Source organism: Yersinia massiliensis CCUG 53443 (assembly GCF_000312485.1).
In the GTDB taxonomy this organism is placed as follows: domain Bacteria; phylum Pseudomonadota; class Gammaproteobacteria; order Enterobacterales; family Enterobacteriaceae; genus Yersinia; species Yersinia massiliensis.
This window is the reverse complement of record NZ_HE997650.1, coordinates 130,076-153,720: the sequence shown is the minus strand read 5'-3', so window position 1 is coordinate 153,720 and position 23,645 is coordinate 130,076. Positions and strand designations below refer to the sequence as shown.

Sequence of the window (23,645 nt, the reverse complement as noted above, 5' to 3'; positions counted from 1 at the left end):
AAATAAACAAAAGAGGCTACCCTAACGGGTGGCCTTTTTTGTTTATGGTTTTGGTGGAGTGCTATTCGAGCATGACATGCGACAAACTGCGCATGCAGTTTGAACAGCGCTTGCGCTGGCCCCGTTAGGGGTGAGACTCATCTTTAAGATGAGACGAATACAGTGGACACTGCCAGGCATCAAATAAGCCGAGACCTCATGCCAAAAGCGTGGGGTTTTTGCTATGGGTCAAAGTCAAAAGAAAAGCCTTCTGCACAGCAGAGGGCTTTTTTTATGCCGTGATTTAAAACTATGATGCCATCAGTTTGAAAAAACACTTTATGCATAGAGAATAGTTCGAGACTACGAGTACTCGATCACCACTTATTATTTATGCCTGTTTTTTTCTAGCCAACTGCAAATGAAAGCAGCGATCTCTTCTGGTTGGTTGATATCTAGCTGCTCGACCGTGCTCTCGACCTGAGTGTCACTTGCCAACGCGATAACGTATTCATCAATCAAGCCGGCAAATGGCTTACCCACAGCTTCTCTGTAAAGTGCTATTTTGCTGATCGGCTCATGCTTAAATCCTTCAACTAAGATTAAATCAATCGTCGAGGGGTCTAAGCGACTGGCAAGATAGTGCAGATCTAAGGGAGATTGTTCGGGTGTTTCAGTCATCAATGCCCAGCGGCAATCACTTGCAACTAACGTCTGATGAGCTCCAGCCTTGCGTAACTCGTAGCTATCTTTCCCAGGAGTATCAATTTCCATATTGTGGTGGGTATGTTTGATTAAACCGACCCGAATTTGTCGCTGCAACAGTAAGGGAATCAAGCTTTTCAGTAATGTTGTTTTTCCTGTGCCACTATAGGCAGCTATGCCTAATAGCGGTGGTATCCCTTGGTTCATCGCATCTCTCCTTTACCTTGTTCCCATAACTCGCAATCTGCGGGAGTATTTAGGTTGCTGAATTGGCCGGCTTGTTCACGAAACATCACAGGTTGCGCATGTAGGCTCTCCATGAATATCATTAACTTACGATCGCCTTTTGCCAAAAACTCCGTTAGGAATGGCTTCAAACTCACATGCATTAAAGCCAATGTTGGATGTGCTCGTTCACCATCATGAACATAAGCTGCCAGTGCTTGCTGTTTCCCGAGCCAAAGTTGAGAAACTAAATTTGAGGGAAGCATAGGAACGTCACAGGGAGCGAATATTACCCATTCGGTATGTGAATAGTTTAATCCTGCATGCATCCCCGCCAGCGGCCCGACAAAGCCGGTAATGATATCGCTTATGACGGGTATGCCACTGACTTGATACAACGCCTGATGACGATTAGCGTTAATGATGACTTCATCGACTTGAGGTTTTAATCGGTCAAAAACATGTTGAAACAGCGGTTTACCATGAAGAAGAATAAGTCCTTTATCGTTCCCCCCCATTCGGGATGAACGACCTCCAGCAAGAATAACGCCTGTTATATTGGGCTGCATTGCTACCTCTCCGCTATATTCAACTCACGGCAGAATTGTATCGTTAAATAGAGGATCGGTCAGGATTTACTTTTATTGACAGTAGCCTCCCTTTCCCTGTGTGAATATCCCTGCTACTTTGTCTGCATATTTTTGAACAGGATAAATTTGCTATGAAATGTCATCGTGTTAATGAACTGATTGAGCTTTTGCATCCGGCCTGGCAGCAAGAGCCGGATTTGAATTTAGTACAATTCTTACAAAAACTGGCAACAGAAGCTGGTTTTGAAGGTGAGTTTTCAGATCTAACAGACGATATTCTTATTTATCATCTGAAAATGCGTGGCTCAGCATCGACAGAAGTCATACCCGGTTTGAAAAAGGACTTCGAAGAAGATTTTAAAACAGCCATATTACGTGCGCGTGGTGTCATTAAAGATTAGTCATACTCCTTATCCGCGTAGATAGGGCTTTGATGATACTATTTCTTATTCTCAGCGCGTCGCTGTCACTTATATAGATTGAATGTTGTTATGAACAGCTCTGCTTTTAATTTTCAGACGTTGTCTCCTGATCTCATTATGGATGCCCTTGAAGGGGTAGAGATACGAGTAGATTCAGGATTAACTGCACTTAACAGCTACGAAAATCGTGTTTATCAGTTTATGGACGAAGATCGTAAACGCTACGTGGTGAAGTTTTATCGTCCTGAGCGCTGGAGTGGCGAACAAATAACTGAAGAGCATCTGTTTTCGCTTGAATTGGCAGAGTCAGAAATTCCTGTTATTGCCCCACTGTTGCTAAATGGGCAGACCTTGCATACACACAATGGTTTTCTCTTTACGGTGTTTCCAAGTGTCGGTGGGCGTCAGTATGAAATGGATAATCTTGATCAGTTAGAGTGGGTTGGGCGCTTTTTGGGCCGGATTCATCAAGTTGGCCGCGATAAACTTTTTGTTACTCGCCCCACGATCAGTATCGACGAATATCTAACTGAACCACGCCAGTTGTTGGCCAGCAGCAACTTAGTGCCCGCAAAACAGCGTAATAAGTTTCTGGCAGTGACAGATCTATTGGTCAGCACCATCAAGCAATATTGGCATACCGATTGGCAGCCACTACGGTTACACGGCGATTGCCACCCGGGTAATATTTTATGGCGTGATGGGCCAATGTTTGTTGACCTAGATGACGCCAGAAATGGCCCAGCTATTCAAGATCTTTGGATGTTGTTACATGGTGAACGCAGTGAGCAATTAATCCAGTTAGATATATTGCTGGAGGCTTATAGTGAGTTCACTGATTTTGATTCACGAGAACTTGCACTGATTGAACCTTTGCGCGCGATGCGGATGGTTTATTACCTTGCCTGGATCGCCAGACGTTGGCAGGACCCAGCATTCCCTAAAAGCTTTCCGTGGATGGCGGAGTCTGATTTTTGGTTACAACAGACTAAACTATTTACAGAGCAGGTTAAGCTGTTGCAGGCACCCCCTTTGCAGTTGATGCCAATGTACTGATGCAAATGAATGTACTGAAGCAAATTAATGCACTAAAGCTAAGATAGATAATGGAGATAGTTATAGTATGAAAAATGTTTGGTTAGCTCTCGTTGGCATGGTGATGGCATTTAGTGCATCAGCGGCGCAATTTACTGATGGTACTCAGTACCAGACGTTAAACAAACCAGTAACGGGTGAGCCTCAGGTTTTAGAGTTTTTCTCTTTCTATTGCCCACACTGCTACCAGTTTGAAGAGATTTATCATGTTCCTGAGACAGTAAAAAAAGCACTGCCAGAAGGGACAAAAATGACCCGCTATCATGTTGAGTTCCTTGGCCCATTGGGCAAACAACTGACTCAGGCATGGGCTGTTGCCATGGCATTGGGCGTTGAGGATAAAATCACCCCACTGATGTTTGAAGGTGTGCAGAAAACCCAAACAGTTCAGACTCCTGATGATATCCGTAATGTCTTTATCAAAGCGGGTGTGAGTGGCGAAGATTATGATGCGGCATTAAATAGCTTTGTGGTGAAATCACTCGTTGTTCAGCAGCAAAAAGCAGCTGAAGATTTAGAATTACGCGGTGTTCCTGCAATGTTTGTTAATGGCAAATATATGATTAAGAATGATGGCATGGATACCAGTTCAATGGAAAATTATGCTAAACAGTATGCGGATGTTGTTAAGTTTTTATTGACTCAAAAGTAAATAAACGTAAATAGGCGCTGGCTTTATGTTGGCGCCTATTTTAGTTATTCATTACCAATACTGTAGTGCGATTTTCATTTCTACCTCTTTCTATGCCGTAAAATCATCATATTATCTAAGATCACAGGTGACGTACCTGAATGCCTAGCATCTATATTTTTCAGTATTACTTTCAGTTTTTTTATCTATATCAGCGATATCTTGGGATGGATATTTCTGATGTAGAAACGCTAGATTTGTGAAGTTGTGAGTAATAAAAAAAGACGTAAGATGGGTCACTAATAAGTGAAAATTATTTATCTTAAGTTGATAACTAAATAAGTAATATCCACAATTTAGATAAAGAAAAAATGACAGTAAAATAATAAGGTTATAATTATAACTTAATGATAATAATGGATTTAATAAGGCGACCCACCGCAGGTAGCGAATAAATATAATCTGCACATGTTTTTACTCACAAAGTTATCCACAGGATTGATCTTGACGATCTTCACACAAAAATGCTCTATTTCGCACAAGAATGGACGCTAAGATTCGTCTCTTGCCGCTAGCTATGGCATTCTTAGCGTCAGACCTTGCTGAATAAAGATGAAGAAACTCTATGGCCCAGATTGCAGAAAACCCATTGATCCTCGTTGACGGTTCCTCTTACCTCTATCGTGCTTACCATGCTTTCCCGCCGCTGACCAATAGCAGTGGCGAACCAACAGGTGCGATGTATGGCGTGTTGAACATGTTGCGCAGTCTGTTGCTGCAATATCGTCCAAGCCATGTTGCTGTTGTTTTTGATGCTAAAGGAAAAACGTTTCGTGACGAGCTTTTCGCGGAATATAAATCTCATCGCCCTCCTATGCCTGATGATTTACGGTCGCAAATAGAGCCACTCCACCAAATGGTGAAGGCGATGGGATTGCCTTTATTAGTGGTTTCTGGCGTAGAGGCTGATGATGTCATTGGTACTTTGGCACAAGAAGCTGAGAAAGCCGGTCATGCTGTATTAATTAGTACGGGTGATAAAGATATGGCGCAACTAGTTACGCCGAATATCACTCTCATTAATACCATGAACAACGCTATTTTAGGGCCACAGGAAGTGTGCGAAAAATATGGCGTTCCTCCTGAATTGATTATTGATTTTCTCGCCCTCATGGGTGACTCATCGGACAATATTCCAGGAGTGCCAGGTGTCGGCGAAAAAACAGCGCAGGCTTTATTGCAAGGTCTGGGTGGGTTGGATGCACTCTTCAGTAATTTAGATAAGATTTCTACGTTGTCATTCCGTGGCTCAAAAACGATGTCTGCCAAGTTAGAGCAAAATAAAGATGTTGCTTATCTCTCTTATAAACTTGCCACCATTAAAACGGATGTTGAACTGGAGGTGACCTGCGATGAACTGACCGTTTCTTCACCGGATGATGAGCAGCTACATCAGCTATTCGCCCGTTACGAATTTAAGCGTTGGTTGGCAGATGTCGAAGCCGGTAAATGGCTAGACGGTAAAAAAGAGCAACCAACAGGGCAGGGCAACAATAAAGCGTTCGTCGCAGCAGAGGCGGCACCGGCTGCTGAAGTGACGGCTGTATTATCGCAAGATAATTACCAGACTATCTTGGATGAGAAATCCTTAGCGGATTGGATTGAACGCTTGAAAAAAGCGGAAGTCTTCGCCTTTGATACTGAAACTGATGGCCTCGATACTCTTAGCAGCAATTTGATTGGTCTGTCTTTTGCTGTCGCGCCGGGTGAGGCTGCTTATCTGCCGTTAGCGCATGATTATCTTGATGCCCCTGAACAGCTCGATCGTGATTGGGTGCTCGCGACACTAAAACCGCTGTTGGAAGATGAAAAAGCGCTTAAAGTTGGCCAAAACCTCAAGTTTGATCAAAGCATGCTCGCGCGTTATGGCATCGATCTGCGTGGTATCGCTTTTGATACCATGTTGGAATCTTATGTTCTAAACAGTGTTGCAGGACGTCATGACATGGATAGCTTGGCGGAACGGTATCTCAATCATAAGACCATCACTTTTGAAGAGATTGCTGGTAAAGGAAAGAATCAGCTAACGTTTAACCAAATTGCATTGGAGCAAGCTGGGCCATACGCATCTGAAGATGCCGACGTCACCCTACAGTTGCACTTGGTGCTATGGCCAAAATTGCAGGAAAGTGATGGCTTGAAGCGAGTGTTCCAAGATATTGAGATGCCATTGCTGCCTGTGTTGTCCCGTATTGAGCGTACCGGAGTGTTGATTGACCAAAATATATTGGCAGCGCACTCCAAAGAGCTCACGCTTCGTCTCGATGAGCTGGAAAAACAGGCTCATGAGCTGGCCGAAGAGCCTTTCAATTTGGCATCACCTAAGCAACTGCAGGTGATTTTGTATGAAAAACAAAAATTGCCGATTTTGAAAAAAACGCCAGGCGGCGCGGCGTCCACTAATGAAGAAGTGCTCGCGGAGCTGGCGCTGGATTATCCCCTGCCAAAAGTCATCCTCGAATACCGTGGTTTGGCAAAGCTGAAAACAACCTATACCGATAAATTGCCGTTGATGATTAACCCCGCCTCGGGCCGGGTTCATACCTCTTATCATCAAGCTGTAACGGCCACTGGGCGTTTGTCATCCCGTGATCCTAACCTGCAAAACATTCCGGTGCGCAATGAAGAAGGGCGTCGTATACGTCAGGCTTTTATCGCGCCAAAAGGTTACCGCATCATGGCGGCCGACTATTCGCAGATTGAGCTGCGAATCATGGCGCATTTGTCACAAGATAAAGGATTGCTGGCCGCGTTTGCTGCTGGGAAGGATATTCACCGCGCGACAGCGGCAGAAGTCTTTGGTTTGCCGTTGGAAAACGTGACAACCGAGCAGCGTCGTAGTGCTAAAGCCATTAACTTTGGCCTGATTTATGGCATGAGCGCATTTGGTTTAGCGCGGCAGTTGAATATCCCTCGTGGTGAAGCACAGCGTTATATGGACCTCTACTTTGAGCGCTACCCTGGTGTGCTGGAATACATGGAGCGCACTCGCAAGCAAGCTGCGGACCAAGGCTATGTCACTACTCTGGATGGCCGCCGCCTCTATCTGCCTGATATTCACTCACGTAATGCCACTCGTCGTAAGGCTGCTGAACGTGAAGCGATCAATGCGCCAATGCAAGGAACTGCTGCCGATATTATCAAACGAGCGATGATTGCGGTGGATGCTTGGTTGCAGCAAGAATCTGAGCCTTTGGTGCGGGTTATCATGCAAGTACACGATGAATTGGTATTTGAAGTGTATGAAAGTGTATTGGAAAGTGCTGAGCAGAAAATCCGCGAGCTGATGGAGCAGAGTATGCAACTGGCGGTGCCATTGAAGGTTGATGTCGGAGTTGGTGATAATTGGGATCAGGCCCACTAGCTGTATGGGTAAGTGATGATAAATAAAGCACTTTATGTAATTAAGCTACATTTAGTGCCAATATCTCTGGGTTTATGTGCGCTGAATCGTGCCAATTTGTGTAACTATACAACAAAAAATTCTTTTGCCCCGCGAAAAAATGATGTAGAGTTACAGATGTAGGGTACAGAGGTAAGATGTTCTATCTTTCAGACCTTTTACTTCACGTAATCGGATTTGGCTAAATATTAGCCGCCCCAGTCACTTGTTGACTGGGGCGTTTTTTATTGTGCTTTTGCAACAAAATAGGCGAAATTTCAGTCTGAAAGGAACATTGCGAAGCGTAAAGCGTTCGCACCAAACATGTCGCAGCTTGAGATAATTGTTGTCGTTGTGAGTTTCTTTTTACAGCGCAGACGGTATTTTTACGATCCGACTGTTGTCTGCGCCATTTAACTTTTACGGTGGGATGTGTTACTCGTCTTGGTCGTCATACTCATCAATCATGACTTCTGGTGGGATCTCACTGAACCAAGTATCAAGTTTTTCCCGCAACTTATCGACGCCAATCTTTTTCAATGATGAGAAAGCCTCAACCTGAATATCCCCCATAAAAGGAACAATGGCTTCTCGTACCATATTCAGTTGTGCCTTACGAGCACCGGATGCCAGCTTATCTGCTTTAGTCAGTAATAGAAGAACAGGCGTGCCGACGGCAACAGCCCAAGTAATCATCTGCTGATCCAAATCTTTCAGTGGGTGGCGAATATCCATCAACACAACCAACCCTTTCAGACAGTTACGTTTCTGCAAATACTCCCCTAGCGCGCGCTGCCACTTGAGTTTCATCTCTTCTGGCACTTCAGCATAACCATAGCCCGGTAAGTCAACCAGACGTACACCCTCAACCACTTCAAATAAGTTAATCAACTGGGTGCGACCTGGCGTTTTACTGGTTCTAGCCAGGCTTTTCTGGTTAGTTAACGTATTGAGTGCGCTAGATTTACCGGCATTTGAGCGGCCAGCGAATGCCACCTCGATACCTTCATCACGTGGTAGATGGCGGATATCCGGAGCACTGATGACGAAATGTGTCATGTGGTAGTTATAGTTTCTAATAGTCAAAATTTGTCGTCTCCGTGAGAGATAGCTTACATCGGGCGATTATAACTGCATCAGGACCAAAAAAGGGGGTTTATCTTCTTTCCCCTTCGAACTTGGTGCCACAAGAGAGGTTGCTTACGCTCGTTGCATCACTTATCAAGGTAAGCGTATTGGAATTTTGCAGCCCTTTATTTTTCCCGATGAAATTGCCATTTTTGTGAGTTGGCGGTCATTGTCGCGAAAGTTAATAGCCTATCATTGAGGAATTGTTAAGAAAGTCTTTATTAAAATTGAGCTACTCTTACCAAGAACTATTTCTCTTGTAGATATTTTTTTGAATAAAAACAAACGACTGTTTGTTTTCTAGTTGCGCGGGATGTGCTGGCAAGGAGCAAATTCACTTAGGATGAGTAGCTGATGCTTAAGGAACGTAATGGATATACGATGAGCCAAGGATGATACACGGAGCGAATGTAAAAGGATGTTCAAGGATGCAGGCCGGAGCGCCGGATGAGTTGCCTCCAAGGTTGGGGGAACGGTAAGGATGGCGTATTGCAGGATGGAGAAACCGGGACGTTATGTAAGTGCAAGGATGCGCTGTAAGGATATCCTTCCGCAGAAGGTGCGAAAAAAGGCGACAGGTTAATCTGCCGCCTTTTTTCTTTCTCTGCTTTCTGCTAGATTCCGGCCCAATCCGATACCCAATATATTTTAAGTTGACGGGTATATACTCAATCCAATTCCATACTCATTAAGAGCACAGGTTATGAAGCAGCCAACTAAAGCACCACGCGCGAATATTGCAGGCCCGAAAAGCTCTGGCACACCAAAGCGCATTAAAAAGACCCGCGTAGAGCTTGATCTTGAAGCGCGTGAGCGTAAACGTCAGAAAAAACACAGTGGCAATCGCTCAGGTGCGAGAAGCAACGTTGAGGGTAGCAATAAGAAGGGGCAAACTCAGTCTCAAGAAAAAGATCCGCGTTTAGGCAGCAAAGTGCCTGTCCCGTTGGTGGTTGATAGCAAGGTAAAAGCCAAGCCAACCGCTAAACCGGCGGCAAAAGCCGAAGCTAAACCTCGCCTGACGCCAGAAGAAGAACTTTCTAAGCTGGAAAATGATGAGCGTCTAGATGCATTGCTGGATCGTTTGGATAACGACGAAGTATTGAGCAAAGAAGATCAGGCTTACGTTGATTTGACGTTGGACCGCATTGATGTCTTGATGGAGCAATTGGGTATTGAGCTGGGCGACGATGAAGATGACGAAGAGAAAGAAGAAAAGCCGGAAGACATTTTGAAATTGCTGAAAGGCGGTAACCCAAACGACAAATTTTAAGCGATGCAGTGGATCATTCCGACAATAGCCCTACTACTAACATGTTATCTATTGTGGTTATTGGGTAAACTATGGCGGCTGTCGCAACGTCGATCACGTTTGCGCAGCGCTACTGCGGCCAGACAACGAAAACATCTGCCCCCTAATCGGCCCGGTAGGCGCAAATATCGGAAGGAATGAGCATGTCTGAGCACGCGATAGTTTGGGATTTATCCCTGATTCAAAAATATAATTATTCAGGGCCGCGTTATACTTCGTACCCTACAGCCCTTGAGTTCAAAGAAGATTATAATGAAGCGGCTTTTCAGCAAGCGGTAAAACGTTACCCGCAGCGGCCATTATCGCTGTATGTGCACATTCCGTTTTGCCATAAGCTTTGTTACTTCTGCGGGTGCAATAAGTTGGTGACGCGTCAGCAACATAAAGCGGATGAATATCTGGCGGTCTTAGAAAAAGAGATCCGTCAGCGCGCCGTGTTGTTCGCCGGCCGTCAGGTCAGCCAAATGCATTGGGGCGGCGGTACGCCCACCTATCTGAATAAAGCGCAAATCACCCACCTGATGAATCTGCTGCGAGATAACTTTGATTTCCTGCCCGGTGCGGAGCAGTCGATTGAAGTGGACCCGCGTGAAATTGAGCTGGATGTGCTCGATCATCTTCGTGCTGAAGGTTTTAACCGCCTGAGCATGGGGGTGCAGGATTTCAATAAAGAAGTTCAGCGCTTGGTTAACCGTGAGCAAGACGAAGATTTCATTTTTGCTCTGATTGCGCGGGCTAAAGCTCTCGGCTTCAACTCAACCAATATCGATTTGATTTATGGTTTACCCAAACAAACACCTGAGAGTTTTGCATTTACCCTCAAACGAGTGGCGGAGCTAAGCCCTGATCGCCTAAGCGTTTTCAATTACGCCCATTTACCGAGTCTGTTTGCCGCGCAGCGCAAAATTAAAGATGCAGATTTGCCCAGTGCAGAACAGCGGTTAGATATTTTGCAGCACACCATCCGTTTCTTAACCGAATCCGGCTATCAGTTTATCGGGATGGATCATTTTGCTCGCCCAGACGATGAGCTGGCTATCGCACAGCGTGAGGGGAAGTTACACCGCAATTTCCAAGGCTACACCACCCAAGGCGAGAGTGATTTACTCGGCTTAGGGGTTTCAGCCATCAGCATGTTGGGCGACAGTTACGCGCAGAACGAAAAAGAGTTGAAAACCTACTATGCCTGCGTGGAACAACGAGGCAATGCATTGTGGCGTGGCCTGACGATGACTGAAGATGATTGCATACGCCGTGATGTGATTAAAACACTGATTTGTAATTTCCAAATCAGTTATCAACCGATTGAACAGCATTATGGTATTCGTTTTGCGGATTATTTTGCCGAAGATTTTGAGCTACTAGCGCCCTTTGAGCAAGATGGGCTGGTGGAGCGGAATGAAAAGGGTATTCGAGTCACACCTCGTGGGCGCTTACTCATTCGTAATATTTGTATGTGTTTTGATATCTATCTACGTAAACAGGCGCGCAAGCAACAGTTCTCCCGCGTGATCTGATGATAAAAGCCACCCTCAGTATTGAGGGTGGTCTTCACGTCGAACCAGCAGCAGGGTCTCCAACAACTCGTTCCTATTCCATCCCCAGTTCTTTCAACTTACGCGTTAGAGTATTGCGGCCCCAGCCTAACAGGCGTGCTGCTTCCTGCTTGTGGCCTTGGGTGTGGCGCAATGCCGTGGTTAACAGCGTCCGTTCCATCTCGGGTTGTGCTTCTGATAATAAATCTTGATGACCTGAACGCAGTGCACGATCTGCCCATTGCGCCAGCAGCGTTGACCAATTATCCGGTGTTCGCTGGCCAGAAGCATCTGGCGTGCTGGTTTCAAACAGCTCAGAGGGAAGATCTTGGATCAATACTTCTTGCCCAGCAGCCATTACGGTTAGCCAACGACAAGTGTTTTCCAGTTGGCGAACGTTACCCTGCCAAGGTAGGCGAGTCAGCGCGACTTCCGTTTCAGGGTGCAGGTTCTTGGCTTCCACGCCCAACTCTTTGGCGGCCACTTGTAAGAAATAGCGAGCCAGACGCGGGATATCTTCACGGCGTTCACGTAGCGGCGGCAAATGTACCCGAATGACGTTTAGGCGATGGAATAAATCCTCACGGAATTTCCCCTCCTGAACCCGTAATTCGAGATTTTGGTGAGTTGCAGCGATGATACGCACATCGACTTTAACCGGTGCATAACCCCCGACCCGATAGAATTGCCCATCAGCCAGTACCCGCAACAGACGAGTTTGCACATCCAGCGGCATATCACCGATTTCATCTAAAAACAGTGTGCCGCCATCAGCTTGCTCGAAGCGGCCCTGACGCACCTGATTAGCACCGGTAAACGCGCCTTTCTCGTGGCCAAACAGCTCAGACTCAATCAAATCCTTCGGGATAGCCGCCATATTCAGGGCGATAAAAGGCGCTTTCGCGCGCGGGCTATGGCGGTGCAATGCATGGGCGACCAATTCTTTACCGGTCCCTGATTCACCATTGATCAATACACTGATTGATGAGCGGGACAACCGACCAATGATGCGGAAAACGTCCTGCATCGCCGGTGCTTCACCAATAATATCAGCGGTTGGGCCGCTGGCGGGCTGGCTACGTGCGGGCTGCTGCTGCTCTTGATAATGGCTGATGGCACGTTCAACCAAAGCGACCGCTTCATCGATATCAAAAGGTTTTGGCAGATAATCAAACGCACCTTGCTGATAGGCGCTAACCGCAGCATCTAAATCAGAATGTGCCGTCATTATGATGACCGGAAGCATTGGATGACGCTGCTTAATCTGCTTTAGCAGTGCCAATCCATCCATGCCAGGCATACGAATATCTGACAACAACACATCTGGGGTTTGAGTCGCCAAGGCATCCAACACCTGATTTGCGGTATCAAATGTTGCGCAGTTCAGACCGGCTCCTGTCAGTGCGCGTTCAAGCACCCAGCGGATGGAGCTATCGTCATCGACGATCCAGACTATCCCTCGTTGCATAGAAACCTCACTGGCGAATAGGCAGGTAAACCGAGAATTCGGTGTGTCCCGGCCAACTGTTAAATTCAATTTTACCCGAATGTTGATCGATAAGATTTCGGGCAATCGATAAGCCAAGGCCCGTACCGCCTTCGCGACCACTTACCATCGGATAAAAAACGGTATCTTGTAATTGCGTTGGTATACCTGGACCATCATCTTCAATATCAATTCTTGCTGCTAAACGATAGCGCATGCCGTGAAGAGTGACCTGAAAAGCGGTGCGCGTGCGTAGCGTAATGGTGCCACCCGCTTCTCCCAATGCTTGTAATGCATTGCGGGTGATATTCAGCAGCACTTGTTCAATTTGGTCTGGATCATGGGCCAGCTCCGGCAAGCTCGGATCATAGTCACGAATTAACGTCACATTATCGGGTTTTTCCAGCGAGACGAGCTGACAGACTCGTTCAGCGACCTGATGGATGCTTTGTGTCACATGCTGACCGGGCCGTTGTGGACCTAATAGACGGTCAACCAAATTACGTAAACGGTCAGCCTGTTCGATGATCACTTTGGTGTATTCCAGCAACGCTGGGTCAGGCAAAGCCTTGGACAATAACTGAGCGGCTCCGCGCAAGCCACCCAATGGATTTTTGATTTCGTGAGCCAGCCCTCGCACTAAATCACGGGCTGCAACCTGCTGTGCATGCTGCAATTGCTCTTGGCTTAGCCGACGTTGATTATCCATCGGTGCCATTTCCAGCAGTATAAAACCTTCCGGCAGTGATTGTGCCGTCAGTGACAAAATATGCGCGCGGCCATCAACAACAAGCGTCACTTCGTTATCGGTAAAACCTTGCCCAGTCTCCAGACTTTCCCGCATCAAAGTGATATTCAGGGAAAAATAGCCTAATAGTTCAGGGAGGGGTGTACCGAAAAGTTTACGAGAACTTTGCGCCAGCAGTTGTTGCGCAGCAGGGTTGGCATAATGAATCGCCAGAGAGTCATCTAATAGCAGAATGCTATTAATGAGAGAATTAAGGATCTGCCCAGCATCGGGCAGCGTGCCTGTTGCCATTACGCAGACTCCTGCACATTTTAGGTGCATCAATACCCTTTATCATCGACATTCACGGCTATCGCGCGAATTCAATGACCTTGGGTATAATTGATTAGCTATTTGAAAGGTGGAGAAAAAAGCCCATCTAAAGATGGGCCAAAAGTTTCCACGGCAACAAAAAACTAAAGCTAAAACTGAAAATTAAACGCTGTAATACAGTTCGAACTCAACTGGATGCGGAGTCATACGAACGCGGTCCATTTCTTCTTTACGCAATTCGATATAAGCATCGATAGCGTCGTCAGTGAACACGCCACCACGGGTCAAGAACTCGCGGTCTTCGTTCAATGCAGCCATTGCTTCGTCCAGTGAACCTGCAACTTTTGGAATTTCTGCTTCTTCTTCCGGCGGCAAGTCATACAGGTTTTTGTCCATCGCATCACCAGGGTGGATTTTGTTGATGATGCCATCAAGGCCAGCCATCAGCAGTGCTGCGAAGCACAGGTATGGGTTAGCTGCTGGGTCCGGGAAGCGCGCTTCAATACGGCGTGCTTTCGGGCTCGCAACCACAGGGATACGGATAGATGCTGAACGGTTACGGGCAGAGTATGCCAACATGACCGGTGCTTCGTAGCCTGGGACCAAACGCTTGTAAGAGTTAGTCGTTGGGTTAGCCAAGGCGTTGATTGCTTTAGCATGCTTGATAATACCGCCGATGTAGAACAGCGCCATTTCAGACAAGCCTGCGTATTTGTCGCCAGCAAACAGGTTAGTCCCGTTCTTGGACAAAGACATGTGGCAGTGCATTCCTGAACCGTTATCGCCAAACATTGGTTTTGGCATAAAGGTCGCTGTTTTACCAAATGCGTGTGCCACGTTGTGTACCACGTATTTGTAGATCTGAATTTCGTCAGCTTTTTTGGTCATGGTGTTGAAGCGGGTAGCCACTTCGTTCTGACCTGCTGTTGCGACTTCGTGGTGATGCGCTTCAACCACCAGACCCATTTCTTCCATGGTCAAACACATGGTAGAACGCAGATCCTGTGAAGAATCGACCGGAGGTACTGGGAAGTAACCGCCTTTCACTGCTGGACGATGGCCTTTGTTGCCGCCTTCGTATTTAGTGCTTGAGTTCCATGCGCCTTCGATATCATCGATAGCAACGTGGGAGCCACGAATGCTGCTACCAAAACGAACGTCATCGAACAGGAAGAATTCTGGCTCTGGCCCGAACAGCACGGTATCAGCGATACCTGAAGATTTCAGGAAATCTTCAGCACGTTTAGAGATAGAACGTGGGTCGCGGTCATAACCTTGCATGGTGCCTGGCTCAAGGATGTCACAACGGATAATCAGTGTGGAATCTTCGAAGAACGGGTCCATAACTGCGGTGCTGGCGTCTGGCATCAGTACCATGTCGGATTCGTTAATGCCTTTCCAGCCACCAATCGAGGAGCCATCAAACATTTTGCCTTCTTCGAAAAAGTCAGCGTTGACTTGATGAGCTGGAATGGTGATGTGCTGTTCTTTACCTTTGGTATCGGTGAAACGCAAATCAACAAATTTTACTTCGTGCTCATTCAGCATCGTCAAAACATGTTCAGCGGACATACTTATATCTCCTGGATTTGTCATAGTCGTCGTCGTGGAACGATTACCGTGTATTACTAATAGGGTTGTGGCCTTGGTATCACTTAAAACAGCAAACTTGTCACTATTTATTTCGTACAGTTATTCGCGCTAACGAATCATGCTAAAATACATTGCGAAATCTATGCCAACTTTCCAAACCCCCCGTTTATGCCATATCATATGGGGTCTACTGATAGTCAGTATGCACCAGGATAGCAATATTGCACTGTTCTGGTGCTTCATTTGCGCCATTGAGCACTATAATGGTGCAAGAATGGGCCGAAAGGCTATTTTTGCACCGTGAAAGGGATCACAAACTAACCGCCGTTAGGTTGTTTATAAGAGAAGTTTGTGATCTTGTTTAGTCCCTCGCTTATTACGTGTACAATAGCGCGCTATTTCTAAATGCCTGAGGCAAAAAAGCTGTGATCGAGAATCTGCGTAACATCGCCATTATTGCGCACGTTGACCATGGGAAAACTACCCTGGTCGATAAGTTGCTACAACAATCTGGTACTTTCGGTGAACGTACTGAAGCAACTGAACGTGTAATGGACTCCAACGATTTGGAGAAAGAGCGTGGGATAACCATCCTCGCGAAAAATACCGCCATTAACTGGAAAGACTACCGCATCAACATCGTGGATACCCCAGGACACGCCGATTTCGGTGGTGAGGTTGAGCGTGTAATGTCTATGGTTGACTCTGTGCTGCTGGTCGTCGACGCAATGGATGGCCCGATGCCGCAGACCCGTTTCGTGACCAAAAAAGCGTTTGCTCATGGTCTGAAACCTATCGTGGTAATTAACAAAGTTGACCGTCCGGGCGCGCGTCCTGATTGGGTTGTGGATCAGGTGTTTGACCTGTTCGTGAACTTGGATGCTACCGACGAACAACTGGACTTCCCTATCATCTATGCATCTGCATTGATGGGTATCGCCGGTGAAGATCACAATGATATGGCGGCAGACATGACTCCGCTGTATCAAGCAATCGTTGACCATGTGCCTGCGCCAGACGTAGACAGCACCGGTCCGTTGCAGATGCAAATCTCCCAGTTGGACTACAACAACTACGTGGGTGTTATCGGCATCGGCCGTATCAAACGTGGTGTTATTAAACCTAACCAGCAAGTGACTGTTATCGACAGCGAAGGTAAAACTCGCAACGGTAAAGTCGGTAAAGTGCTGGGCCATATGGGTCTGGAACGTATCGAAACCACACTGGCTGAAGCGGGCGACATCATTGCTATCACTGGTCTGGGCGAGTTGAACATCTCTGACACTATCTGTGACGTGAATGCTGTTGAAGCATTGCCAGCACTGTCTGTAGATGAGCCAACAGTGACCATGTACTTCTGCGTTAACACCTCACCGTTCTGTGGTAAAGAAGGTAAGTACGTGACTTCACGTCAGATCCTTGACCGCTTGAATAAAGAGTTGATCCATAACGTTGCACTGCGTGTTGAAGAAACTGAAGACGCTGACGCATTCCGCGTATCTGGCCGTGGTGAACTTCACCTGTCGGTTCTGATCGAAAACATGCGCCGCGAAGGTTTCGAGCTGGCTGTATCTCGTCCTAAAGTTATCAACCGTGTTATCGACGGTCGCCATCAAGAACCATTTGAAAGCGTCACATTGGACATCGAAGAACAGCACCAAGGTTCAGTCATGCAAGCCATGGGTGAGCGTAAAGGTGATGTGAAGGACATGGTTCCAGATGGCAAAGGTCGTATTCGTTTAGACTATATGATCCCAAGCCGTGGCCTGATTGGCTTCCGTACTGAATTCATGACCATGACTTCAGGTACTGGCCTGCTGTACTCCACATTCAGTCACTACGATGATGTGCGTCCGGGCGAAATCGGCCAACGTCAAAATGGCGTACTGATCTCTAACGGCCAAGGTAAAGCAGTCGCATTCGCCTTGTTCAAACTGCAAGACCGCGGCAAACTGTTTATCGGTCACGGTACAGAAGTGTATGAAGGCCAGATCATCGGTATTCACTCACGTTCTAATGACCTGACTGTAAACTGTCTGACCGGTAAGCAATTGACCAACATGCGTGCATCCGGTACTGACGAAGCAACCACTCTGGTTCCTTTCCTGAAGAAAACGCTGGAACAGGCTCTAGAATTCATCGATGACGATGAATTGGTTGAAGTGACCCCGCAATCAATCCGTATCCGTAAGCGTCATCTGACGGAAAACGATCGTAAGCGTGCAGGTCGCGGTCCTAAAGAAGGTTAATTCTTCTTTGTTCTTAGGGCGCCGAAAGCGCCCTGAGTTCTTATCCTCTTCGTCCTTGAAGCTGCAGCTGTGTTAGCTTCACTCGTTCACCCGAATCACTTACTGATGTAAGCTCATCGGGATTCACTCCCTCACTGCAATATTTTATTTTTTCTGATTGAACCCTCCTTTTTCTTCCTCTCCCTGTTCAGCCTAACCTTTTCCCGATACAGTGAAACTCACCATCTAATTGGGAGAGCGCCATGCTGTATATCTTTGATCTAGGGAATGTGATTGTTGATATCGACTTTAAACGCGTGTTGGGTGTCTGGAGTAAATTAAGCGGTGTGCCACTGGCGACATTGAGTGAGCGCTTTACCATGGGCGAGGTGTTCCAGCAACATGAGCGAGGGGAAATCAGTGATGAAGATTTTGCCCGTCAACTCTGTGACGAAATGGGCGTGGCCCTCAGTTTTGAACAGTTTGCTGAGGGATGGCAGGCGGTATTTGTCGCGTTGCGCCCTGAAGTGATCAAAATTATGCATAAGCTGCGCGAGGATGGGCATCGGGTCGTGGTGCTATCCAATACTAACCGGCTGCATTGCAACCACTGGCCACAACACTACCCTGAAGTTGCCGCGGCGGCTGATCATATGTATTTGTCTCAAGATCTGGGTATGCGTAAACCGGAAGCCAGGATTTATCACCACGTATTAGAAGCGGAAAATATCCCAGCGGAACAAGCCGTGTTCTTTGACGATGTTGAAGCGAATATTGTGGCAGCGAGAATCGAAGGGATTACCGCTATCCATGTCACTGACCGAAAGGTCATTCCTGATTATTTTTCCTGATAAGTTCTTCATCCAACCATGAATGGGTTAGCCTTAGTGATCACGCTAACCCAACATTGGGCCAGATCGTGTTGACTGAGAGACGAACATGGCAAATTCTCTGCGTTATCGCTTAACCACCCCTTTAAAGCCCTGCATCACATTTGGGCGAATGCTTTACACCCGAATAGATAAAGATGGGTTAACGATGCTTGCTGGCCATTTAGCTTATGTATCGCTGCTATCGCTAGTGCCGCTTATTACGGTCGTTTTTGCATTATTCGCCGCTTTTCCGATGTTTGCGGATATCAGCATAAAATTGAAAGCCTTCATCTTCGCCAATTTTATGCCCGCCACAGGCGATATCATCCAAAATTATCTTGAGCAGTTTGTCGCGAACTCAAACCGGATGACGGTCGTCGGCACCTGTGGGCTAATTGTGACTGCACTACTGCTGATCTACTCGGTGGACAGTGTGTTAAACCAGATTTGGCGCAGTAAGACTCAGCGTTCACTGGTGTTTTCATTCGCGGTCTACTGGATGGTTTTGACGCTAGGGCCAATTTTGGTCGGTGCCAGCATGGTAATCAGTTCGTATTTGTTATCGCTACAATGGTTAGCGAATGCACAAGTCGACAGCATGATTGATGAGATATTACGGCTGTTTCCGTTATTAATTTCCTGGGTTTCCTTCTGGTTATTGTACAGCGTGGTCCCCACCGTCAGGGTGCCTGCTCGCGACGCGCTGATTGGTGCATTGGTTGCCGCCTTGTTCTTCGAGCTAGGGAAGAAAGGATTCACGATGTATATCACCCTGTTCCCTTCCTATCAGTTGATTTACGGGGTGTTAGCCGTAATTCCCATATTATTCCTCTGGGTTTACTGGAGTTGGTGCATCGTGTTACTGGGAGCGGAAATTACGGTCACTTTGAGCGAGTATCGAGCACTGCGCCATAAAACGAAGATAGAAGAGAACCAGAGTCAGGAGATGTAGGGCCTTATGATTGCGTTGATTCAACGGGCGCTCAGCGCCAATGTGGTGGTTGATGGGAATATTGTGGGTGAGATTGGCCCAGGACTATTGATATTACTCGGTGTTGAGCAGGGGGATACCGAGCAAAAAGCACAACGTTTATGTGAGCGGGTGTTGGGATATCGTATCTTTGGTGATGAGAATGACAAAATGAATCTCAACGTCCAGCAAGCAGGGGGCAGTGTGCTGGTGGTTTCACAATTTACCTTGGTTGCCGATACCCAAAAAGGCATGAGGCCGAGCTTTTCCCAAGGTGCAATACCCGCAGAAGCGGATCGGCTTTATCAGTATTTTGTTGCTCAGTGCCGTGAGCGTGGTGTAAAAACTGAAACGGGATTATTTGCAGCAGATATGAAAGTCAGCTTAGTCAACGATGGTCCAGTGACTTTTTGGTTACAAGTTTAGCGGTTGGATATGACTTGGGCTTATGACATGGATAGAGGGTTAAGCCCTAGATTTTATTGATAATATTAAAGAGAGAATGTGTCTATGTACCACTTGCGTGTGCCCATAACAGAACAAGAACTCAAAGATTATTATCAATTCCGTTGGGAGATGTTGCGCAAGCCATTGCACCAACCCGTGGGTTCAGAAAAAGATGCTTATGACGCTATGGCTCATCACCAAATGGTGGTGGATGAGCAGGGTAAACCCGTCGCCATTGGCCGGTTGTATATTAATGCTGATAATGAAGCCGCTATTCGTTTTCTGGCCGTTGACCCCAATGTCCGTGATAAAGGCTTAGGGACACTGGTTGCGATGACCTTAGAGTCAGTGGCGCGTCAGGAGGGCGTGAAGCGGGTGGTTTGTAGCGCCCGTGAAGATGCAGTCGATTTCTTTGCCAAGTTAGGGTTTGTTAGCCAAGGGGAGATAACCGCCCCACAAACAACGCCAGTGCGCCACTTTTTAATGATTAAGCCAGTCGCGACTATGGATGACATTCTGCATCGCCCCGATTGGTGCGGTCAGTTGCAACAAGCATGGTATGACCATATTCCACTCAGTGAAAAAATGGGCGTACGCATCAGCCAATATACTGGCCAGCGTTTTGTGACCACTATGCCAGAGGCGGGCAATCAAAATCCGCACCATACCCTATTTGCAGGCAGCCTTTTCTCGCTGGCAACCTTGACCGGCTGGGGGTTGATTTGGCTATTACTACGCGAACGTCATTTAGGCGGCACTATTATTCTGGTTGATGCACACATCCGCTACAGTGCTCCAGTAACAGGTAGGCCGCGAGCCGTGGCTGAACTTAGCTCGCTAAGTGGCGATCTGGACCGATTAGCCCGTGGCCGACGCGCTAGGGTGCAATTAGACGTAAACTTATTCGGCGATGAAGATGCGGGTTCCGTCTTTTCGGGAACTTACATGGTTCTCCCTGTTGCTGCTGGGGATGATGCCGTCCGCTAAAATCGGCACTCGTACTATCATTGGTACTAGTACTATTATTGACACTAGTACTATTATCGGCATGTCTACCATTACCTGCATGTGTACTATTTTTTAGTATTGCTCGCCCAAGCACTGCCCGTTCAACCAGTAACCGATGAACGGGCCGCTTTTATTCCCTCCCGTCATTTCCTTCACGATTTCTTTTTCCTGTGACCGTCCGCACTATTTACGGAATTTCTTAGCAGGACATGTGCAATATCCAATAGATAACTTACAGTTATATATTCGTGATAATCTTTTATTCCATTTTAAAGGTGAGGTGATCAGTCTCATATTGCGCAGGTGTCCACAAAGTAACGTCATTAAACTTGTTGATATAACTTAATAAAAATTAATTTAGTTGTTAATTTTCCCCATATTGTCATCACAGAAATCACCTCCAGATGGTTCGATTTTATTTCCCCATCCTTGGTGTCAAGGAGGGAGATATGCCAGTAGGTGATAGCCATTCATCAATTAATGTTATTGGTTCATCCGAAGCCTTCAGACAACTTTTACGGTTAGTTGAGAAGGTTGCGCCTTCGCAGCAAAGCTTGCTGATTTGTGGCCCTACCGGTTGCGGAAAAGAAGTGATTGCTCAATTAGTCCATCAGCGTAGTAAAAATCCGTCAGCACCTTTTATCGATCTTAACTGTGGGGCCATCCCTGAGCACTTGGTTGAAGCGGAACTATTTGGCCATGTTAGAGGCGCATTTACGGGTGCATCTGGTGACCGGCGGGGCCATTTGGAAATGGTCGGTAGTGGCACCCTCTTCTTAGATGAAATTGGTGAAATGCCATTATCGGTACAGCCTAAACTGCTACGTGCATTAGAAACACGCACTTTTCGACCCATCGGCAGTAGTGATGTGCGCCATTTTAAGGGGCGAGTGGTCGCCGCGACTCACCGGAACTTACTGACTCAAGTTAAAAGTGGGGTGTTTAGGGAAGATCTCTATTACCGCCTCGGGGTCATCACGCTGGATATTCCTGCCCTCAACCAGCGTAAAGAGGACATTCCCGCATTAATTGAATATTTCGCCTCACTGCAAACTCACCGATTAGTCTTCAATGCTCACGCCATGTCTCACTTACAACAGTATCCTTGGCCGGGAAACGTGCGAGAACTACGCAACCTAGTGGATAGATTAGCGGCATTATCGGATACCCACTTAATTACTCGCGAAGTACTCGACACATTTATGCCGACCGCGCAGCTTGAGGTGAAACTGTCAGCGGATCTGCTGGCTGATGCCATGTTGGCGCTACCGGGAGGCGATAAACTGGAGGCCGTAGAACAATTACTGATTGAGCGAGCGTTACAGCGCACGACGGGAAATAAAACTGCCGCGGCACAATTATTGGGTATCAGTCGTAAATCGGTGGAACGGCGTATCCATGGCCGGATGGATAAGCGGCCAATCGCCCTACAGCATTTGCAAACCGGAATGCGCCTCATGCAGAGTGCTGCCTACCATGAAGCCATCGCGGATTTACAAAAAGGCTTACAACTGTTGGTAGGAATTACGTTAGATGAAGAAGTTCGGCAACTCCATTACAACCTCTATCGTCAACTGAGCCTCAGCTATCAAATACTGCATGGTTGGTTAAGTCATGATGCGCTGAAATATCATAACGATGCCATTTCATTAGGGAAAAAAACGGGTGATGAATCTGAGCTGGTGGGGCTGTTTTTTTGGCGTTGGTCAGCGCAGCTAATGGCGCTGGAATTACCTCATGTGCGAACTCTGGCTCAGGAGTTGTTGCAACACGGGCAGACAGAAAAAACAGCATTGATATGGGGAGAAGCACATATCGCATTAGCCAGTACCCTGTTTTGGCTGGGCGATAATCAGGAGGTTTTGACCTGCTTGGTTCGTAGCAAATTACTCAATTCTTCCGCTGAATATACCGACCAACAAGGTTTGGATTTATTCGGCATGGCACTGACGTTAGAAGGATTGGCATCATTTCAACGAGGCAAATTTAAGCGGGCTAAAGAGATAGCCAAAAAACTGGAATTACGCGGTCATGATGAGACGTTAATTGTTTTTCATCGTGTTATCTCTCTACGAGGGGCAGCATGGCTGGCCTGTTTATTCGAAGACAGGGATCGTTTAGGACCCCTAACCCACGCATTAGAAATACAGACGCAGCAATATGGCTTTGCTTTTTATCAGGGGCTGGGGAAGGTACTAAAAGGGTGCTATCTGCTGATGCAGCATGATTATGTGCAGGCAGAGCAACATATGATCGACGGTTTTGATACCCATCTATTCAGCGAGGGTGGGAAGCTATTTCACTCCTTCCACGCATGGAAACGTGGCGAACTATTACTCCTTTCCGGCCAGCCACAACAGTGCGACATATTGATTTCTCAGGCGTTAGATTTGGCGTTCAAACACCAAGAACGTGCTTATCTAAGCGAACTGATGATTATCCAAGCTCGCGCCAAATGGGCATTAAGTGATGCCACCGGCGCTGAACAAGGGTTCCGTTGCGCCATCGCGACCGCGCAGGCATTGGGTATTGTGCCCGCTCAAATCGCCGCTACTCACGAGCTGGCCAGCTTATTAGCGCAAACAAAGCGAAAGCCGGAAGCCATTACCTTGCTGTCCAGCATCCTGAAAAGCATCGATTCTCAAGGGAGCCACCCCATTGTCAGCCGAGCTACGCAATTATTAGCCGAGTTAGAACAACCGAATTAATTAGGCATCAGCCCGCGTGGTCGTTTTCGGCCAATCTTCTTTTTTCCTTGGACAGAATCGTCCACTTTATGGGTTTTTCTACACTCAATAAATTAATTAATTATTGAAAATCAAAGTGTTAATTGGTTGGCATGCCAGTTGCAATTTGTAATGCGGGTAGCGAAAGAAACGAGCTACCTCATGATGTCTCCCTCTAAATACATAAGGAATAC

The 23,645-nt window shown here is 46.9% G+C and carries 19 protein-coding genes; 13 read left to right on the top strand and 6 right to left on the bottom strand.

What is annotated here, in order from left to right:
* Positions 1 to 366 precede the first annotated feature (366 nt).
* Both mobB and mobA read right to left on the bottom strand, forming a co-directional pair.
* Complete coding sequence (gene mobB, locus BN68_RS20765) at positions 367 to 891, bottom strand: molybdopterin-guanine dinucleotide biosynthesis protein MobB (RefSeq protein WP_019213112.1); 525 nt, start codon at positions 889 to 891, stop codon at positions 367 to 369.
* A complete protein-coding gene (gene mobA, locus BN68_RS20760) occupies positions 888 to 1,478 on the bottom strand; it encodes a molybdenum cofactor guanylyltransferase MobA (protein ID WP_019213111.1) in 591 nt (196 codons plus the stop codon). Before mobA ends, mobB begins: the two co-directional genes overlap by 4 nt.
* Before the next feature lie 152 nt (positions 1,479 to 1,630).
* On the opposite strand from mobA, the gene BN68_RS20755 reads away from it, so the two are divergent.
* From BN68_RS20755 to BN68_RS24665, 5 genes are all read left to right on the top strand, one after another.
* Positions 1,631 to 1,900, top strand: a complete 270-nt coding sequence (locus tag BN68_RS20755) for a YihD family protein (RefSeq protein ID WP_019213110.1) — start codon at positions 1,631 to 1,633, stop codon at positions 1,898 to 1,900.
* A 90-nt stretch (positions 1,901 to 1,990) separates the two neighbouring features.
* Positions 1,991 to 2,977, top strand: coding sequence for a serine/threonine protein kinase (locus BN68_RS20750; RefSeq protein ID WP_019213109.1), 987 nt, complete (start codon positions 1,991 to 1,993; stop codon positions 2,975 to 2,977).
* Positions 2,978 to 3,044: 67 nt separating this feature from the next.
* Positions 3,045 to 3,668 (top strand): thiol:disulfide interchange protein DsbA, encoded by a 624-nt coding sequence (gene dsbA, locus BN68_RS20745; RefSeq protein ID WP_019213108.1) that lies wholly within the window; start codon positions 3,045 to 3,047, stop codon positions 3,666 to 3,668.
* Positions 3,669 to 4,272: 604 nt separating this feature from the next.
* Positions 4,273 to 7,071: a DNA polymerase I gene (polA, locus tag BN68_RS20740; protein ID WP_019213107.1), complete on the top strand. Its 2,799-nt coding sequence runs from the start codon at positions 4,273 to 4,275 to the stop codon at positions 7,069 to 7,071.
* 176 nt (positions 7,072 to 7,247) lie between these two features.
* The gene (locus tag BN68_RS24665; protein ID WP_071892919.1) at positions 7,248 to 7,295 is read left to right on the top strand and encodes a spot 42 RNA, inhibition of DNA synthesis; all 48 of its coding nucleotides are present in this window, start codon (positions 7,248 to 7,250) and stop codon (positions 7,293 to 7,295) included.
* Positions 7,296 to 7,524: 229 nt separating this feature from the next.
* On the opposite strand, the gene yihA is transcribed toward BN68_RS24665, so the two are convergent.
* On the bottom strand, positions 7,525 to 8,175 hold the full coding sequence (yihA, locus tag BN68_RS20735; RefSeq protein WP_019213106.1) for a ribosome biogenesis GTP-binding protein YihA/YsxC: 651 nt from the start codon (positions 8,173 to 8,175) through the stop codon (positions 7,525 to 7,527).
* A gap of 745 nt (positions 8,176 to 8,920) precedes the next feature.
* Between yihA and yihI the strand changes: the two genes are divergently transcribed.
* A complete protein-coding gene (gene yihI, locus BN68_RS20730) occupies positions 8,921 to 9,487 on the top strand; it encodes a Der GTPase-activating protein YihI (RefSeq protein ID WP_019213105.1) in 567 nt (188 codons plus the stop codon).
* 182 nt (positions 9,488 to 9,669) lie between these two features.
* Positions 9,670 to 11,043 carry an oxygen-independent coproporphyrinogen III oxidase gene (gene hemN / locus BN68_RS20725; RefSeq protein WP_019213104.1) on the top strand — a complete coding sequence of 458 codons (1,374 nt, stop codon included), beginning with the start codon at positions 9,670 to 9,672 and terminating at the stop codon, positions 11,041 to 11,043.
* A 73-nt stretch (positions 11,044 to 11,116) separates the two neighbouring features.
* Here hemN and glnG read toward each other — a convergent pair whose 3' ends face one another.
* The 3 genes from glnG to glnA all read right to left on the bottom strand — a co-directional run bounded on the left by glnG (position 11,117) and on the right by glnA (position 15,179).
* A complete protein-coding gene (glnG, locus tag BN68_RS20720; RefSeq protein ID WP_019213103.1) occupies positions 11,117 to 12,529 on the bottom strand; it encodes a nitrogen regulation protein NR(I) in 1,413 nt (470 codons plus the stop codon).
* Between the two features lie 7 nt (positions 12,530 to 12,536).
* On the bottom strand, positions 12,537 to 13,586 hold the full coding sequence (gene glnL, locus BN68_RS20715; RefSeq protein WP_019213102.1) for a nitrogen regulation protein NR(II): 1,050 nt from the start codon (positions 13,584 to 13,586) through the stop codon (positions 12,537 to 12,539).
* A 183-nt stretch (positions 13,587 to 13,769) separates the two neighbouring features.
* Positions 13,770 to 15,179, bottom strand: a complete 1,410-nt coding sequence (gene glnA, locus BN68_RS20710) for a glutamate--ammonia ligase (RefSeq protein ID WP_019213101.1) — start codon at positions 15,177 to 15,179, stop codon at positions 13,770 to 13,772.
* Between the two features lie 446 nt (positions 15,180 to 15,625).
* Here glnA and typA point away from each other — a divergent pair, with 446 nt between their 5' ends.
* From typA to BN68_RS20680, 6 genes are all read left to right on the top strand, one after another.
* A complete protein-coding gene (typA, locus tag BN68_RS20705; RefSeq protein WP_019213100.1) occupies positions 15,626 to 17,449 on the top strand; it encodes a ribosome-dependent GTPase TypA in 1,824 nt (607 codons plus the stop codon).
* A gap of 242 nt (positions 17,450 to 17,691) precedes the next feature.
* Positions 17,692 to 18,279 (top strand): glucose-1-phosphatase, encoded by a 588-nt coding sequence (yihX, locus tag BN68_RS20700; RefSeq protein ID WP_019213099.1) that lies wholly within the window; start codon positions 17,692 to 17,694, stop codon positions 18,277 to 18,279.
* Positions 18,280 to 18,367: 88 nt separating this feature from the next.
* Positions 18,368 to 19,252 carry a virulence factor BrkB family protein gene (locus BN68_RS20695; protein ID WP_019213098.1) on the top strand — a complete coding sequence of 295 codons (885 nt, stop codon included), beginning with the start codon at positions 18,368 to 18,370 and terminating at the stop codon, positions 19,250 to 19,252.
* Positions 19,253 to 19,258: 6 nt separating this feature from the next.
* Positions 19,259 to 19,696: a D-aminoacyl-tRNA deacylase gene (dtd, locus tag BN68_RS20690; protein WP_019213097.1), complete on the top strand. Its 438-nt coding sequence runs from the start codon at positions 19,259 to 19,261 to the stop codon at positions 19,694 to 19,696.
* 84 nt (positions 19,697 to 19,780) lie between these two features.
* Positions 19,781 to 20,704, top strand: a complete 924-nt coding sequence (gene fabY, locus BN68_RS20685) for a fatty acid biosynthesis protein FabY (protein ID WP_019213096.1) — start codon at positions 19,781 to 19,783, stop codon at positions 20,702 to 20,704.
* 470 nt (positions 20,705 to 21,174) lie between these two features.
* The gene (locus BN68_RS20680) at positions 21,175 to 23,433 is read left to right on the top strand and encodes a sigma-54 interaction domain-containing protein (RefSeq protein ID WP_019213095.1); all 2,259 of its coding nucleotides are present in this window, start codon (positions 21,175 to 21,177) and stop codon (positions 23,431 to 23,433) included.
* Positions 23,434 to 23,645: the final 212 nt, after the last annotated feature.

What these genes read in the sequence shown, in the direction of transcription:
- mobB (WP_019213112.1), bottom strand. Translation starts at nt 891, where the DNA reads ATGAACCAAGGGATACCACCGCTATTAGGCATAGCTGCCTATAGTGGC.
- mobA (WP_019213111.1), bottom strand. Translation starts at nt 1,478, where the DNA reads ATGCAGCCCAATATAACAGGCGTTATTCTTGCTGGAGGTCGTTCATCC.
- BN68_RS20755 (WP_019213110.1), top strand. Translation starts at nt 1,631, where the DNA reads ATGAAATGTCATCGTGTTAATGAACTGATTGAGCTTTTGCATCCGGCC.
- BN68_RS20750 (WP_019213109.1), top strand. Translation starts at nt 1,991, where the DNA reads ATGAACAGCTCTGCTTTTAATTTTCAGACGTTGTCTCCTGATCTCATT.
- dsbA (WP_019213108.1), top strand. Translation starts at nt 3,045, where the DNA reads ATGAAAAATGTTTGGTTAGCTCTCGTTGGCATGGTGATGGCATTTAGT.
- polA (WP_019213107.1), top strand. Translation starts at nt 4,273, where the DNA reads ATGGCCCAGATTGCAGAAAACCCATTGATCCTCGTTGACGGTTCCTCT.
- yihI (WP_019213105.1), top strand. Translation starts at nt 8,921, where the DNA reads ATGAAGCAGCCAACTAAAGCACCACGCGCGAATATTGCAGGCCCGAAA.
- hemN (WP_019213104.1), top strand. Translation starts at nt 9,670, where the DNA reads ATGTCTGAGCACGCGATAGTTTGGGATTTATCCCTGATTCAAAAATAT.
- glnG (WP_019213103.1), bottom strand. Translation starts at nt 12,529, where the DNA reads ATGCAACGAGGGATAGTCTGGATCGTCGATGACGATAGCTCCATCCGC.
- glnL (WP_019213102.1), bottom strand. Translation starts at nt 13,586, where the DNA reads ATGGCAACAGGCACGCTGCCCGATGCTGGGCAGATCCTTAATTCTCTC.
- glnA (WP_019213101.1), bottom strand. Translation starts at nt 15,179, where the DNA reads ATGTCCGCTGAACATGTTTTGACGATGCTGAATGAGCACGAAGTAAAA.
- yihX (WP_019213099.1), top strand. Translation starts at nt 17,692, where the DNA reads ATGCTGTATATCTTTGATCTAGGGAATGTGATTGTTGATATCGACTTT.
- BN68_RS20695 (WP_019213098.1), top strand. Translation starts at nt 18,368, where the DNA reads ATGGCAAATTCTCTGCGTTATCGCTTAACCACCCCTTTAAAGCCCTGC.
- dtd (WP_019213097.1), top strand. Translation starts at nt 19,259, where the DNA reads ATGATTGCGTTGATTCAACGGGCGCTCAGCGCCAATGTGGTGGTTGAT.
- fabY (WP_019213096.1), top strand. Translation starts at nt 19,781, where the DNA reads ATGTACCACTTGCGTGTGCCCATAACAGAACAAGAACTCAAAGATTAT.
- BN68_RS20680 (WP_019213095.1), top strand. Translation starts at nt 21,175, where the DNA reads ATGCCAGTAGGTGATAGCCATTCATCAATTAATGTTATTGGTTCATCC.